We start from the raw sequence: 13,577 nt of genomic DNA, 5'->3' as shown, positions 1-13,577 counted from the left end.
CCGCACCACAACGAAGGAGACATCATCGTGAACAGACTTGCAGGAGCATGCGGCGCGGCCGCCCTGGCCATCGCCTCGATCGCGCAGGCGCAGGGCGACGCCATTTCCGACGGCGTGGTGCGCATCGGCGTCATCACCGACATGGGCGGCGTGCTGTCGGAGCTCTCGGGCCGCGGCTCGGCCATGGCGGTGAAGATGGCCGTCGAAGACTTCGGCAGCCAGGTGCTCGGCAAGCCCATCGAGGTGCTGGAGGTCGACCACCAGAACAAGGCCGACATCGCCGCCAACAAGGCGCGCGAGTGGTTCGACGTGCAGAAGGTGGACATGATCACCGACCTCACCAACTCGGCCGTCGCCCTTGCGGCGGTCGACATGGCGAAGCAGAAGAACCGCATCGCCATCGTCAACGGCGCCGGTGCGCTGCGCCTCACCAACGAGAGCTGCACGCCCAACAGTATTCACTACGCATGGGACACCTATGCGATGGCCAATGGCACCGCTCGCGCGATCGTGAAGAAGGGCGGTGACAGCTGGTACTTCCTGACCGCCGACTACGCTTTCGGCCAGCAGATCGAGCGCGACGTGACGGAGGTCGTGACGGCGGCCGGCGGCAAGGTCGTGGGGACCTCGCGCCACCCGTTCAACGCGAGCGACTTCTCGTCTTTCATGGTGGCGGCCAAGGGCTCGGGCGCGAAGATCATCGGCCTGGCCAACGGCGGCAGCGACACCATCAACGCAATCAAGTCGGCGCAGGAATTCGGCATCGACCCGGCCAGGCAGAACCTGGCCGGCCTCGCGGTGTTCATCACCGACATCCACGGCGTCGGGCTGAAGGCCGCGCAGGGCGTGATGCTGACCGAGGCCTTCTACTGGGACAGCAACGACGAGACCCGCCAGTGGTCGCGCCGCTTCTTCGAGCGCATGAAGAAGATGCCCACCGCGATCCATGCGGCCAACTATTCGTCGACGATGCACTACCTGCGGGCCGTGCGGGACGCCGGCACCGACGCGACCGGCACGGTCATGGCGAAGATGAAGGCTACGCCCATCAACGACTTCTTCGCCAAGAACGGCCGCATCCGCGAGGATGGCCGGATGGTGCACGACATGTATCTGATGCAGGTGAAGACCCCCGCCGAATCGAAGTACCCGTGGGACTACTACAAGCGGCTGGCGGTCATCCCGGCGGCGGAGGCCTTCCAGCCGCTTGAAAAATCGACCTGTCCTCTCGTGCGCAAGGGCTGAGCGAAGCGATCGTGCAGGTCAGCCCAGCCCGCGCTCCCACGCGCGCAGGCCTCGTTGCCACGCCTGCAGCCGGTCATCCGCGGCCTCGGCGGCACTGGCGGTGGTGGCGCAAAGCTGGTCGAGCAGGATCTGCTGGTCGATGCTGAGCTGCTCGGGGAACACCGGCACCAGCGTGATCCACTGGTCGCCGCACGCGCCGCCGCGCTCCAGCGGAAATCCCCGGCCCTCCAGGCAGTAGGACAGCTGGCCGCGGCTTGGCTGCAGGGGCTGCAGGCCGGCGAGGGTCGGCACCTGGAGCTTCCTGCCGGCGATCCAGGCGAAGCCATCGACCGGGACTTCGCAGTGCAGGGTTCCCTCGTCGTCGAGCTTGAAGAAGGGGTGGTCCAGCAGCTCGACGCGGATCTCGAGATCGGCCGGAAGCCGCTCGGGGCGCAGCCGCCGGCCGTCGACGTGGAGCAGATCGCCGTGGCGCACGCCAGGCGGGATGCGCACCTTGAGCTGGTAGCTGCGCGGGGCCGACTTCCCGGTGCTGCTGCAAGCCGCGCATGGCTGCCTTGCGATCCCGCCGCCGAGGCAGGCCTCGCATTCGACCAGGCCCGTCGGCCAGCCGAAGAAGGAACGCTTGGGCACGGCGCCCGAGCCGCCGCATCGCACGCAGTGCCCGCCGAGCACCTGGTGGCCCGCGCCCGCGCAAGTCCGGCAGGTCTCGGTGACCTTGCCCCGCAGCACCTTGATGCAGCCGGCAGCGGCTTCTTCGAGCGTCAACTTCACCTTGCGGTGGATGGGCCGCCGTTGCCGAGGCGCGCTGGCGTCCTCGGTGAACGCAGCCGAATCGCCCTCGTGCTCGTCGAAGGCCGGGCTGGAGCCGCCTGCCGAAGCGGGTGCGTCGGCAGGGGCGCCCGGCGCTTCGGGAGCGGCCTCGAAACCAGCGCGGCGGATCTCCTCGAAGGCCTGGTTGATGCGCTGCATCCTGGCCACGGCGTCGGCGCTGGCGTTGCGGTCCGGGTGCCATCGGGAGGCCAGCCGGCGCCACGCCGCCTTGACTTCGCGCTCACTCGCGCCGGATGCCAAACCCAGTTCGGCGAAAGCGTCTTCGGTGCCCAAGCGCAGGTCCTCGTTGCGGCCCGCCGTCCCGGACGAAAGTCCACGGAGGCGACGGGGCGCTTGCGCGAATGCTATCCGAGGCCGCGGCGGGGACACGCCGCGGAAGCTCATCGCCCGGGCCAGGCGCGCAGGCAGCGAAGAATCCGGGAATCTGTCCGACTGCAGCCGTCGCAAGTCGCCGCTAGACTTCGCGCAATTCCGTCCCGGCGCATCTCCCGCAGAGGAGGCGCCGGTTCCCACGACATCGTGCCAGCCGCCTGGCGGGTACGGCCATCGGCTCTATCGACCCACAGCATGGCAGATGCCCACGAAGTTCCACTCCCGCCTGCCGCGCCGCCACCGGCACTGACCGAGCCAGGCGACGCGGACTTCCGGCTGATGGTCGACGCGGTGGGCGACTACGCGATCTTCCTCCTGGACCCGAGTGGGGCGATTCGCAGCTGGAATACCGGCGCCCGCAAGATCAAGGGCTACGAGGCGCACGAAGTGATCGGGCGCCATTTCTCGCTGTTCTATCCACCCGAGCAACTCCAGCGCGGCTGGCCCGACTACGAGCTGAGGGTGGCGCGCGAGACCGGGCGCTTCGAGGACGAAGGCTGGCGCGTGCGCAAGGACGGCACCCGCTTCTGGGCCAATGTCGTCATCACGCGGCTGATCGACGCCGACGGAACGTTCCGCGGCTTCTCCAAGATCACCCGCGACATCACCGAACGCCGCCGCGAGGAAGAGCAGCTGCGCATGAGCGAGGAGCGCTTCCGGCTGCTGGTGGAGGGCGTCAAGGACTATGCGATCTTCATGCTCGACGCCACCGGCCACGTGGTGAGCTGGAACGTCGGCGCAAGGCGCTTCAAGGGCTACGAGGCGCACGAGATTATCGGCCGGCATTTCTCGACCTTCTACCCGCCCGAGGCTCAGGCCACCGGCTGGCCCGACGAGGAGCTGCGCATCGCACGCCGGGATGGGCGGTTCCAGGACGAAGGCTGGCGTGTGCGCAAGGACGGCAGCCGCTTCTGGGCCGGCGTGGTGATCACGGCCGTGCACGACGAAAGCGGCACGTTGCGCGGCTTCGCCAAGCTGACGCGCGACCTCACCGAGCAGCGCCGCGTCAGTTCGCTGGAAGACGAGGGCCGGCGCATCAGCACCTTCCTGGCCATGCTGGGCCACGAGCTGCGCAACCCGCTGGCGCCGATCTCGAACGCGCTGGCGCTGATGTCGCGCGAGAAGCTGGAGAGCCGCACCTTGCGCCTGGCGCACGACACGATCGCACGCCAGCTCAAGCAGATGGTGCGGCTGGTGGACGATCTGCTCGACATCGGCCGCATCACCAGCGGAAAGATCCGGCTGGAAGCGAAGCCGGTCGATCTGAAGGAGGTGGTGGCGGAGGCGATGGAGGCGACGGCGCCCGCCGCCGAGGCCAAGTCCCAGGAGGTGCGGCCCGAGGTGGACGAGGCGCCGCTGTGGGTCACCGGCGATCGCGCCCGCCTGATCCAGGTGCTGTGCAACCTGCTGGGCAACGCCATCAAGTTCACGCCCGCCGGCGGCCATGTGCAGGTCCGCGCCGGCCGCGAGGGCGGGCTGGCGGTGCTCGCCGTGCGCGACGACGGCCCGGGCATCCCGGAGCAGGACATCGCGCGCATCTTCAACCTGTTCGAGCAGGGCGAGCAGGACGTCGCCCGACAGCAGGGCGGGCTGGGACTCGGGCTGAGCCTGGTCCAGCAGCTGGTGACCCTGCAGGGCGGGGACGTGGCCGCCTACAGCAGGGGCGTGCCGGGCGGAGGAAGCGAATTCGTGGTGCGGCTGCCGTTGTCGGCGCCGCCGGTCATCGTCGCCCGGGAGCCGGCGGACGGCGCCCCGGTCGATGGCCGTCCGATGGTGCTGGTGGTGGACGACAACCGGGATTCGGCCGACACCATGGCCGAGCTGATGGAGCTGCTGGGCTGCCGCGCCTCGGTACGGCACGATGGCCCGACGGCGCTGGACGCCATCAAGCGGCTGGCGCCCGACCTGGTGCTGCTCGACATCGGGCTGCCCGGGCTGAGCGGGCTGCAGGTGGCCGAGCGGGTGCGCGCCGAGGTCGCGAACCCGCCGCCGTTGATCGCGATCACCGGCTACGGACAGGAGCGCGACCGCCAGCTGAGCTTCGATGCAGGCTTTTTCGCGCACCTGACCAAGCCGGTGGACGCCGACCAGCTCGAGGACCTGCTCAGGCGCCTGCTCGACAGGCGCTGAAGACCTGGCCATTTGGCACATGGACGCGTCCGTCCGCGGCGCGTAGCATCGGCTTCCCTCTTGCCGCCATTCGCGGCGACAAGGTCCCTGTCAGTGAAGCTTCAACGGAGGTTGGCATGAGCTATCACCTGGAAGGTCGCCTGCTCGAGGTCTGCAACTGCAACGTGCTGTGCCCCTGCTGGATCGGCGAGGACCCGGACAACGGCACCTGCGACACCATCGTCGCCTGGCGCATCGACACCGGAACGATCGATGGCGTCGACGTCGGTGGCAACACCATCGCGGCGGTGGCGCACGTGCCCGGCAACATCCTCCAAGGCAACTGGACCGCCGCGATCTACGTGGACGACAACGCCTCCAAGGCGCAGGAAGAAGCGCTGCTCAAGGTCTACACCGGAAAGGCCGGCGGGCCGATCGCCGACCTGGCCCAACTGATCGGCACGGTGGTGTCGGTGGAGCGGGCGCCCATCGGCTTCCATGTGAACGAGGGCAAGGGCACCCTCAAGATCGGTACCAACTACTACGCCGAGCTCGAGCCCTACCGCGGCGCAACCGGCGGGCAGACGGTGCTGTCGGACACCGTGTTCTCCACCGTGCCGGGCGCGCCGGTCTTCGTCGGCAAGGCGCCGGTGTATCGCTCGAAGAATGCCGCTTTAGGCATCGACCTGGACATCAAGAATCACAACGCGCTGCAAAGCACCTTTGTCTTCGACGCCTGAAGCGGTGATGCGATGCATGCCCCTGGGGGCACCGCGCGGCCTGCCCCGCCGCGCCACGGCGGCACGCGCCATCGGCGGGTGTTCCTTCTGTTGTTCGTGGCGCTCGTCGGGCTGGCCTGGCTGGCGCTGTGGGCCTGGGCACGCAGCCCCTACGGCCGCTACCTGGAGCATGGCGACTGGGTGGCGTCGGGCCCCGCGGCTTTTCTCTGCCGTGCCCTTCCCGGCGGGGAGCTGCTGGTGCCGGCGCTGCTTTACGCCCTGGCCTGGGTCCTCATGACCGCGGCCATGATGCTGCCCACCACCCTGCCCCTGTTCGACGTATTCGACCGCATGACGGCACGGCGGCCGGACCATGGGCGGCTGCTGGCGCTGCTCGGCCTCGGCTACATGGCAGTGTGGGGCGTGTTCGGGCTGCTGGCCCACGGGCTGCACGAGCTGATCCTCGCGTTGCTCGCACGCTCGCCGACGCTGGCCTGGCACGGCTGGCTCATCGGCGCCGCAACCCTCGGGCTGGCCGGCGCCTTCCAGTTCAGCCGGCTCAAGCACCAGTGCCTGGACAAATGCCGCACGCCGCTGGGCTTCGTCATCGAGCACTGGCGCGGGCCGGCCCCGGCGCGCCAGGCCTTCGCGCTGGGCGCGCAGCACGGCGTGTTCTGCGTGGGCTGCTGCTGGGCGCTGATGCTGCTGATGTTCGCGCTGGGCACCGGCAGCCTGGGCTGGATGCTGCTGCTGGCTGCGCTGATGGCGGCCGAGAAGAACCTGCCGTGGGGCCGGCGCATCAGCGCGCCGCTGGGCTTTGCGCTGCTCGCCGGTGCGGCGGTGCTGGTGGCCGTGCATGCCTGAGCCGCTCGCAGGCCGGCCCGGCCTGCGGGTCATCCTGCTCACCGTGGCCGCGATGCTCGCCTTCGCGGCCAATTCGCTGCTGTGCCGCATGGCGCTGCAGCAAGGGGGCATCGACGCGGCGAGTTTCGGCAGCATCCGGTTGGTGGCGGGCGCGCTGACGCTCGCGCTGGTGGTGCGCCTGCGCGCTCGACCCGACGCGGCCGGGCGCGCGGACTGGCTGGCGGCCGCGATGCTGTTCGCGTATGTCGCCTTCTTTTCCTTCGCCTACCTCAGCCTGCCGGCCGGCACGGGGGCGCTGATCCTGTTCGGCGCGGTGCAGCTGACGATGCTCGGCGCCGGCCTGCGCGCGGGCGAGATGTTCGGGCCGGTCGCGTGGTCGGGCTTCGTGCTGGCGGTTGCCGGCCTGGTCTACCTGGTCTCCCCAGGCGTGAGCGCGCCGCCGGCGCTGGGCGCGTCGCTGATGGCGGTCGCGGGCGTGGCCTGGGGCGTGTATTCGCTGCGCGGGCGCGGCGTGGCCGACCCGCTGGCCGCGACGGCGCGCAACTTCGCGCGGGCGGCGCCGATGGCGCTGGCGCTGAGCCTGCTGCTTGCCGGCAGGGCGCATGCCGATGCGGCCGGCATCGCGCTGGCGGTGGCCTCGGGCGCGCTGACCTCGGGCATCGGCTACGTGATCTGGTACGCGGCCCTGCCGGGACTTTCGGCGATGCGGGCGGCCACGGTGCAGTTGTCGGTGCCGCCGATCGCGGCGTTTGCCGGGGTGATCTTCCTGTCCGAGGCGATCACGACGCGGTTGATGTTCTGCTCGATCGCCATTCTCGGGGGGATCGCGCTCGTGCTGATGGGGAAGGCCCGGGCTGCCGGGACGCAGGCCTCGTCACAGCGCAGCGGCTGAGCTCCATGCGCCCTGGTCAGCGGCCTAGAATCGGGCCGGACTTCGACCACGATCGCTTCTGATGATGAAAAGACTGCCTACCGCTATCCAGGGTCTGGACGAGATTCTCAATGGCGGGCTGTTCGAAGGCGGCGTGTACATCTTCGAAGGACCGCCGGGGGTGGGCAAGACGACCCTGGCGAACCAGATCGCGTACACGCTCGCAGGACGAGACTCGCGTACCTTGTATGTGACCATGCTCGCGGAATCGCATGCGCGCATGGTGCAACACATGGAGCAGCAGACCTTCTTCAACCATCGGGAGGTCAACGCCAGAGTCTTTTATGTGAGCGGCTACCGCGAGCTCGAGACCGGCGGCCTGAAGGCAGTGATCGAATTGTTGCGTGGCGAACTCGTACGCCACCGCCCTGGTCTGCTGGTCATCGACGGCCTGGTGGCCGGAGGCGAAGGTTCCGGGGCCGATGACTCCGTGCGCCAGTTCGTCCACGGGCTGCAGAGCCTCGTGAGCACGATGTCCTGCACCTGCCTGGTGCTCACGAGCGGCAACGGCAGCGTGCTGAGCGCCGAGCAGACGATGGTCGACGGCATCCTCTCTTTCGAGGACCACGGGTTTCACTGGCGTGCAGAGCGCCGCCTCCAGGTCCGCAAGTTCCGCGGCAGCCAGATCATCCGGGGCAAGCACACGTTCTGCATCACTTCGCGCGGATTGCAGTTCTTCCCGAGGCTCGAGAGCCTGCCCATGGGAGATGCCCAGGCAAAGCTTGGAAGCGAGGCCACTTCGACGGGATTGCCAGCCCTCGACACGATCCTACGAGCCGGCGGGCTTCTTTCGGGCAGCAGCTCCGTGGTTGTCGGCCATAGTGGGGCCGGCAAGACGACGTTCGCCCTCGCATTCGCAGCAGCATCCACCTCCGCGTCCCCGGGCTTGCTGCTGTCCTGCACTGAGCTCCCGGGCGATCTGCGTCGCATGGGCGCAGAGCTGGGCCTCGCGGTGGGGGAGGCGGTCGACTCCGGCGCTCTGACGATCGAACATTTTGGGCACGAGGACGAATCAATGGACGAGATGGGACACAAGCTGCTTCGGCTCGTCGACGAGCTGAAGGTTCGGCGCGTGGTCGTCGATGGGCTGGCAGGCCTGGCCGACACCCTGGCGTTCCAGGAGCGTGGCTACCGTTTTCTCGGCCGCCTCTTGATGGAGCTGAAGCAGCGGGAAACCACCTCGCTTTTCACCATCGACCCGGCAGCGCTTGCCACGGCTGCCAACACACCGCTGGCCGACGGCGTGGTCGGCTGGTTCGACAATGCCTTCGCCTTCGAGCCGCCTCCCGGGGAGAAACATGCCCAAGGGCGCACCGTCTTCATCTCGAAGGTGCGTGGCACGCAAGCCAGCCGTGGCTCGGTCGACGTGCATCTGTCCTTGCTGGACACCAGCCCGCCTCGGGCGCTCGAGTGAAGGGTCGCTCCATGAAGCTGATTCTGATCGTCGAGGATGAATACGGCCACGCAGAGATACTGCAGCTTTTGCTCATTGCCGAGGGCTACCGCGTGGCCTCGGCATCGAACGGAAAGGCCGCGCTTGAACTGCTGCAGGACGAGCCGCCGTCGCTGATCCTTTCGGACTTCATGATGCCCATCATGAACGGGGGCGAGTTGGGCGAGGCCGTGCGCCGCTCTTCATCCTTGTGCAACATCCCTTTCGTGATCATGAGCGGCACCGACGAGGACATCGTCAGGCGCACCTTCGGGGACTACGACGCCTTTCTGGTCAAGCCCTTCGACGGACAGGCCATGCTTGCGCTCGTCGAGAGGTTGATTGCCAACGGACGCCCGGCACAGCCGAGCAAGGAAGAAGTGAGTGAGTCGATGCGGCAGCTGCTCAAGGGCATTCGCTTGTCGGACGGCGAGTAGCGCAGCATCTTCATTTGAAGGGCGCTCGCCCTGCGCCGCTCCCGACATCTTTTCTAGTCGGCGCGCAGCCCCAGTGCCTTGATCTTTGCACTCCAGGCCGCCGTATCGCGCACCACGATGTCGACGAACTGTTGTTGCGACATGCGCTTCACCTCCAGGCCCTGCTCACGCAGCTTCGAGACGATGGCCGGGTCCTGCAGGGCCTTGTCGACCGCGTCGTGCAACTTCTTCTGGATGGCGGGCGGCGTTCCGGCTGGCACGAAGTAGCCGTACCACGGCTCGTACTCGAATCCCTTGACACCGACCTCTTCCATCGTCGGCAGGTCAGGCAGCGCCGGCGAGCGCCGCGCGCCCGAGGTTGCCAGTGCGCGCAGGCTGCCTTGCTGTATGAAAGGCATCACGGCCGGGATGGTGAGCAGCATCGCGTGGATCTGCCCCGACATCAGGTCGACAATGGCCGGGCCAGAACCCTTGTAGGGCACGTGCTGCATCTTCAGGCCGATCATCGACGCCACGACCGCCATCGGCACATGGCCCGCGCTCCCGACACCGCCCGAACCATAGTTGACCTTGCCGGGATTGGCCTTCGCATAAGCCAGGAACTCGGCGCCGCTGGTCTCGACCGAGTAGCCGGGTGAGGGATCGATGTTGCCGAGGCCGACGCTGCCGTCTTGCGCGACGAGTCGGACAATTGCGCTCTTCTGCGCCTTCTTGACGATATACGCATTGCGGAAGCCGGGGCCGACCAGCGGCACGGCGACGCCGAAGACCTCGACGCTGCGGATGGGCAGGTTGAGCGAGTCCATTCAAGCCGCCTCGAAGGCCGGCGCAACGGGCGTGCCTTTGATCTGGGTGCGATGCATCACGCGGCGCGCCGCCGGGTCGAAGGCATCGCGGCGGTGCAGCGTGCAGCGGTTGTCCCAGAGGATCAGGTCGTGCTGCTGCCATACCTGCCTGAAGGTGAACTCGGGGCGCGATGCGTGCGCCCAGAGTTCGTCGAGAAGCGCCTCGCTCTCTTCCAGTTCAAGGCCGAGCACGTAGCTGTTGCGACGACGGCCCAGGTAGAGTGCGGCCCGGCCGGTGTCAGGGTGCTTGATGACGAGCGGGTGCTGTGCGCCCGGAGCCTTGCGCGGATCGGTCACCTCGCTCATGCCCTTGCGCATGACGCCGGCGCTGTTGTAGGTGGCATCGTGGATCGCGCGCAGTCCGGCAATGCGCTTCTTCATCGCGTCGGGCAGGGTCTCGAAGGCCGTGTACATGTTCGACCAGAAGGTGTCGCCGCCGCTCGACGGGATCTCCAGCGCGTGCAGGAGTGCCGCCCGAGGAGGCGCCTCCACATAGGTCATGTCGCAATGCCAGACGGCTTCGCCGTCGCCAAGGTTGCCGATGGGCGCGCCACCGACCTTCACGTTGGAGATGACGTTGATCTCGGGGAAATCCTCGAGGAAGGGCTTGCCGTAGGGATTGGGGCCGGGGGGGTCGAGCGGACCGAGCAGGCGGCTGAAGGCGAGCAGTTGCGGGTCGGTGAGCGCCTGACCGCGAAAGCGCAGCACCAGGTGCGAGGCCCAGGCGTCCTTCAGCGCGGAGAGCGTTTCTTCGTCGATGGGCAGGTGCAGGTCGATGCCGGACACCTCGGCGCCGAGCGCAGGCGCGAGCTTGGTAACGGAAATGCGTGGCATGGAAAGTACCGGGCAAAGTGGATGTGCCCTGCAAGGTAACAGCCTCACCTGATTCCGTAAACGATATGTTCAAGGCATCCAGTAATATCAAAACCCTTATGGTTCAAAGCAAGCGGGATACACAGCGCGCCATCCAGCGCCGGCATCTGGTGGCCATCGTCGCGATCGCCGACGGCAAGTCGGTGCATCGGGCCGCGGCGACCTTGGCGTTGGCACAGCCTGCGGTGTCGCGCCTGTTGGCCGAAGCGGAGCAGTTGCTCGGTGGCCGCCTTTTCGAGCGGTCCAGCCGCGGCAGCCGTCCAACGCCTTGGGGCGAGCGCATCCTTTCCCAGGCCCGCGCCGTGCTTCGCGGTTTCGAGCGCATGGACGTCTCACCGCAGCGCGAGCGGGGCCCCGTCAGCCTGGGCTGCATCGCGCGCGCGATGCACACGCTGCTGCCGGTGCTGCTGAGCCGCGTATCGGGCAGTGCCGAGCCTGAGCCCGGACGGCTGCGCGTGGTCGAGGAAAGCAGCGCCTATCTGTGGGACGCAGTGAGCCGGGGTACGCTGGACTTCGCCATCCTGCGCAAGCGCGGTGACTCGACGGGAGACGACGACATCGTCGCGGAACCGCTCTACGACGAGCGCACCGTGATCGTCTGCGGCGCCGATGCCGACGCGCCCGCGCGCTCGCCCTTGTCGTTGGCCGACCTGATGCGACACCGCTGGGTGCTGCCGGATACGCGCACCAGTTCGCGCGAGGCCTTCGACCGTTACTGCAGTGACGGCGGCTTGCCCCCGGTGCAGCCCGTCATCGAGACGCGCGCCTTCGAAACCGGCCTCGCGCTTGCTGCCCGCACGGGCCTTCTTTCTATCGCGCCGGAGTCCATCGCCCGCCAGCATGCGGCGTCAGGCATGGTCCGCGTGCTGCGCACCCGTGTACCGCTGCCGACGAGCCCAACGCTTCTGGCGTTCAAGCGATGGGCGATCGAAGACCCGCTGGTCGCCCGGTGGCACGCACAGATCCACGACGCCGGCACCAGCGTGCGAAAGGCGCTGAAGAGCAGATGACATGTGAGCTCCGGGTTCGCGCCGCGTTGGCCGCGCCCGAGGCCCGCATCCGCAGACCTTGTCAGTCCGCGAGCTTGAACAGGCTCGTCGCCTCCAGGTCCAGCGCCAGCTGCTCGCGCTGATTGAACAGCCGCCACCGCCACCGCAGGATGCCCAACGTCGGCCGCTTCTCCGAACGCCGCACCTCGATCACATCGGCAACGAGTCGAAGCGCATCGCCGGGCCGCACAGGGTTGGGCCATTTCACATAGGCCAATCCCGGGGAGGCAAAGGACTCGGAGCCGGCCAATGCCGCATCGGTCACCAGGCGCATCGCGATGCCGCCGGTGTGCCAACCGCTCGCGATCAGTCCGCCGAAAGGACCTGCGACGGCTGCCTCGCCGTCGGTGTGGAACCATTGCGGGTCATAGGCCCTGGCAAACTGCAGCAGCTCGGCCTCGGTGACGACATAGGGCCCGGCCTCGATGACCTGGCCGGTGTGGAATTCGGCGAACTTCATGGCGCCGAGCTTAGTAGGTCTCGAGGTGCAGGCGGCCTTCGCGCTTGAGCGCGGCGCCGATGGTGTCCCAGTCCAGCCCTGCCTCGACCGCCACGTCGCGCAGCGCGAGCACCACTCCCTCTTCCATGCTCTTGAGGCCGCAGACATAGAAGTGGGTCTGCCCGTCCTTCAGCAGCGCGGCCAGGTCGGCGGCGCGCTCGCGCATCGCGTCCTGCACGTAGCGCTTGGGCTGGGCAGGCGTGCGCGAGAAAGCGAAGTTGATGTCGATGAAGTCCTTCGGCAAGGTTTGCAGCGGGCCGAAGTAGGGCAGCTCCTGCTGCGTGCGCGCGCCGAAGAAGAGCAGCAGCTTGCCGCCCTCGAACTTCCCGCTCTTGCGCAGGCGGCGGCGCCATTCGGTCATCGCGCGCATGGGGGCGCTGCCGGTGCCGGTGCAGATCATCACGATGTGCGACTTCGGATGGTTGGGCATCAGGAAGGACGTGCCGAAGGGCCCGATGACCTGCACCTTGTCGCCCACCTTGAGGTCGCACACGTAGTTGCTGCAGACGCCGCGCACCGGGTTGCCCTGGTGGTCCTGCAGCACCCGCTTCACGGTCAGCGAGACGTTGTTGTAGCCGGGCCGCTCGCCATTGCGCGGGCTCGCGATGGAGTACTGGCGCGCGAAATGCGGCTTGCCGTTGGCGTCGGTGCCCGGCGGGATGATGGCGATCGACTGCCCCTCCAGCACCGGGAAAGGCATGGCGCCGAAGTCGAGCACGATGTGATGCGTCTGGTTCTCGTAGCCGGCCTCGGTGCAGTTGAAGTTGCCGACCACCGTGGCAGTGGTCGGGCTCTTCGGCGGGAACAGGTTGGTGTAGGCGTGCGCGGCCGACCAGGGCGGCACGGTGGCACCGTACTGCGCAGAATTGAAAGCCACCTCGCCGGGTCCGGAGGGCGGCTGCGGCGCGGCCGCGGGCTGCGGCTGGAGCACCACCTCGTCGGACGAGGCGATGCCCTCGGCTTCCAACTGCTCGGGCGTGAGCTCGGCGGGCAGCTCGTCCCACGTGAGCTGCTCCTCGATCGAGTAGGCGCGCGCCACCGGCATGGTGCGCCAGTTGTCGATCGAGCCCGTCGGGCACGGCGAGATGCAGGCCATGCAGCCGTTGCAGACATCGGCACGCACCACGTAGTTGCGGTCGTCGTGCGTGATGGCGTTCACGGGGCACGTGGCCTCGCAGGTGTTGCAGCGGATGCAGATCTCGGGATCGATCAGGTGCTGCTTGATGACGCCGATTTGGATGGTGGCCGTGTCCATGTTTTATCTCCTTTCCGCCCAAGCGGTCATCACCGTTCAAGGCCTTTGTACCGCCCCGCGGCCGCGCAAAGCGCCGGCCCCTTCGTGAAACACCGCGGAACCGGCTTCGCCGGCCC

General features: G+C 67.9%; 13 protein-coding genes. 8 read left to right on the top strand and 5 right to left on the bottom strand.

The genetic code is table 11. The annotated features are described in order from the left end of the window. The first annotated feature begins 27 nt into the window (after positions 1 to 27). Positions 28 to 1,245, top strand: a complete 1,218-nt coding sequence (locus E5CHR_RS00550) for an ABC transporter substrate-binding protein (RefSeq protein WP_162577882.1) — start codon at positions 28 to 30, stop codon at positions 1,243 to 1,245. A gap of 18 nt (positions 1,246 to 1,263) precedes the next feature. Here the strand turns inward: E5CHR_RS00550 and E5CHR_RS00545 are convergent, their stop codons facing one another. Beyond that, positions 1,264 to 2,349 carry a DnaJ C-terminal domain-containing protein gene (locus E5CHR_RS00545; RefSeq protein WP_232061902.1) on the bottom strand — a complete coding sequence of 362 codons (1,086 nt, stop codon included), beginning with the start codon at positions 2,347 to 2,349 and terminating at the stop codon, positions 1,264 to 1,266. Positions 2,350 to 2,643: 294 nt separating this feature from the next. On the opposite strand from E5CHR_RS00545, the gene E5CHR_RS00540 reads away from it, so the two are divergent. From E5CHR_RS00540 to E5CHR_RS00515, 6 genes are all read left to right on the top strand, one after another. Further along, entirely contained in the window at positions 2,644 to 4,578 is a 1,935-nt protein-coding gene (locus tag E5CHR_RS00540; protein WP_197893825.1) for a PAS domain-containing hybrid sensor histidine kinase/response regulator, read from the top strand. Positions 4,579 to 4,694: 116 nt separating this feature from the next. Beyond that, positions 4,695 to 5,297, top strand: coding sequence for a DUF1326 domain-containing protein (locus tag E5CHR_RS00535; RefSeq protein WP_162577880.1), 603 nt, complete (start codon positions 4,695 to 4,697; stop codon positions 5,295 to 5,297). 12 nt (positions 5,298 to 5,309) lie between these two features. Beyond that, positions 5,310 to 6,140 carry a DUF2182 domain-containing protein gene (locus E5CHR_RS00530; protein ID WP_162577879.1) on the top strand — a complete coding sequence of 277 codons (831 nt, stop codon included), beginning with the start codon at positions 5,310 to 5,312 and terminating at the stop codon, positions 6,138 to 6,140. Continuing rightward, positions 6,133 to 7,032 carry a DMT family transporter gene (locus E5CHR_RS00525; RefSeq protein WP_162577878.1) on the top strand — a complete coding sequence of 300 codons (900 nt, stop codon included), beginning with the start codon at positions 6,133 to 6,135 and terminating at the stop codon, positions 7,030 to 7,032. Before E5CHR_RS00530 ends, E5CHR_RS00525 begins: the two co-directional genes overlap by 8 nt. Before the next feature lie 61 nt (positions 7,033 to 7,093). After that, the gene (locus E5CHR_RS00520; protein ID WP_162577877.1) at positions 7,094 to 8,485 is read left to right on the top strand and encodes an RAD55 family ATPase; all 1,392 of its coding nucleotides are present in this window, start codon (positions 7,094 to 7,096) and stop codon (positions 8,483 to 8,485) included. A gap of 11 nt (positions 8,486 to 8,496) precedes the next feature. Continuing rightward, complete coding sequence (locus E5CHR_RS00515; protein ID WP_162577876.1) at positions 8,497 to 8,940, top strand: response regulator; 444 nt, start codon at positions 8,497 to 8,499, stop codon at positions 8,938 to 8,940. Positions 8,941 to 8,993: 53 nt separating this feature from the next. Here E5CHR_RS00515 and E5CHR_RS00510 read toward each other — a convergent pair whose 3' ends face one another. Together E5CHR_RS00510 and E5CHR_RS00505 are read right to left on the bottom strand one after the other, a co-directional pair. Next, the gene (locus tag E5CHR_RS00510; RefSeq protein ID WP_162577875.1) at positions 8,994 to 9,746 is read right to left on the bottom strand and encodes a Bug family tripartite tricarboxylate transporter substrate binding protein; all 753 of its coding nucleotides are present in this window, start codon (positions 9,744 to 9,746) and stop codon (positions 8,994 to 8,996) included. Further along, a complete protein-coding gene (locus E5CHR_RS00505) occupies positions 9,747 to 10,619 on the bottom strand; it encodes a TauD/TfdA dioxygenase family protein (RefSeq protein ID WP_162577874.1) in 873 nt (290 codons plus the stop codon). Between E5CHR_RS00505 and E5CHR_RS00500 the strand changes: the two genes are divergently transcribed. After that, entirely contained in the window at positions 10,613 to 11,668 is a 1,056-nt protein-coding gene (locus E5CHR_RS00500; protein WP_162577873.1) for a LysR family transcriptional regulator, read from the top strand. The two genes, E5CHR_RS00505 and E5CHR_RS00500, sit on opposite strands and share 7 nt — an antisense overlap. 61 nt (positions 11,669 to 11,729) lie before the next feature. Here the strand turns inward: E5CHR_RS00500 and E5CHR_RS00495 are convergent, their stop codons facing one another. Beyond that, entirely contained in the window at positions 11,730 to 12,167 is a 438-nt protein-coding gene (locus tag E5CHR_RS00495; protein ID WP_162577872.1) for a MaoC family dehydratase, read from the bottom strand. 10 nt (positions 12,168 to 12,177) lie between these two features. Beyond that, positions 12,178 to 13,461, bottom strand: a complete 1,284-nt coding sequence (boxA, locus tag E5CHR_RS00490; RefSeq protein ID WP_162577871.1) for a benzoyl-CoA 2,3-epoxidase subunit BoxA — start codon at positions 13,459 to 13,461, stop codon at positions 12,178 to 12,180. Between the last annotated feature and the right edge of the window lie 116 nt (positions 13,462 to 13,577).

This window comes from Variovorax sp. PBS-H4 (assembly GCF_901827205.1).
In the GTDB taxonomy this organism is placed as follows: Bacteria; Pseudomonadota; Gammaproteobacteria; order Burkholderiales; family Burkholderiaceae_C; genus Variovorax.
Note: the sequence above shows the minus strand (reverse complement) of the source record. Positions and strands in the feature narration are given on the sequence as shown.

What these genes read in the sequence shown, in the direction of transcription:
- E5CHR_RS00535 (WP_162577880.1), top strand. Translation starts at nt 4,695, where the DNA reads ATGAGCTATCACCTGGAAGGTCGCCTGCTCGAGGTCTGCAACTGCAAC.
- E5CHR_RS00505 (WP_162577874.1), bottom strand. Translation starts at nt 10,619, where the DNA reads ATGCCACGCATTTCCGTTACCAAGCTCGCGCCTGCGCTCGGCGCCGAG.
- boxA (WP_162577871.1), bottom strand. Translation starts at nt 13,461, where the DNA reads ATGGACACGGCCACCATCCAAATCGGCGTCATCAAGCAGCACCTGATC.
- E5CHR_RS00520 (WP_162577877.1), top strand. Translation starts at nt 7,094, where the DNA reads ATGATGAAAAGACTGCCTACCGCTATCCAGGGTCTGGACGAGATTCTC.
- E5CHR_RS00530 (WP_162577879.1), top strand. Translation starts at nt 5,310, where the DNA reads ATGCATGCCCCTGGGGGCACCGCGCGGCCTGCCCCGCCGCGCCACGGC.
- E5CHR_RS00515 (WP_162577876.1), top strand. Translation starts at nt 8,497, where the DNA reads ATGAAGCTGATTCTGATCGTCGAGGATGAATACGGCCACGCAGAGATA.
- E5CHR_RS00510 (WP_162577875.1), bottom strand. Translation starts at nt 9,746, where the DNA reads ATGGACTCGCTCAACCTGCCCATCCGCAGCGTCGAGGTCTTCGGCGTC.
- E5CHR_RS00525 (WP_162577878.1), top strand. Translation starts at nt 6,133, where the DNA reads ATGCCTGAGCCGCTCGCAGGCCGGCCCGGCCTGCGGGTCATCCTGCTC.
- E5CHR_RS00495 (WP_162577872.1), bottom strand. Translation starts at nt 12,167, where the DNA reads ATGAAGTTCGCCGAATTCCACACCGGCCAGGTCATCGAGGCCGGGCCC.
- E5CHR_RS00540 (WP_197893825.1), top strand. Translation starts at nt 2,644, where the DNA reads ATGGCAGATGCCCACGAAGTTCCACTCCCGCCTGCCGCGCCGCCACCG.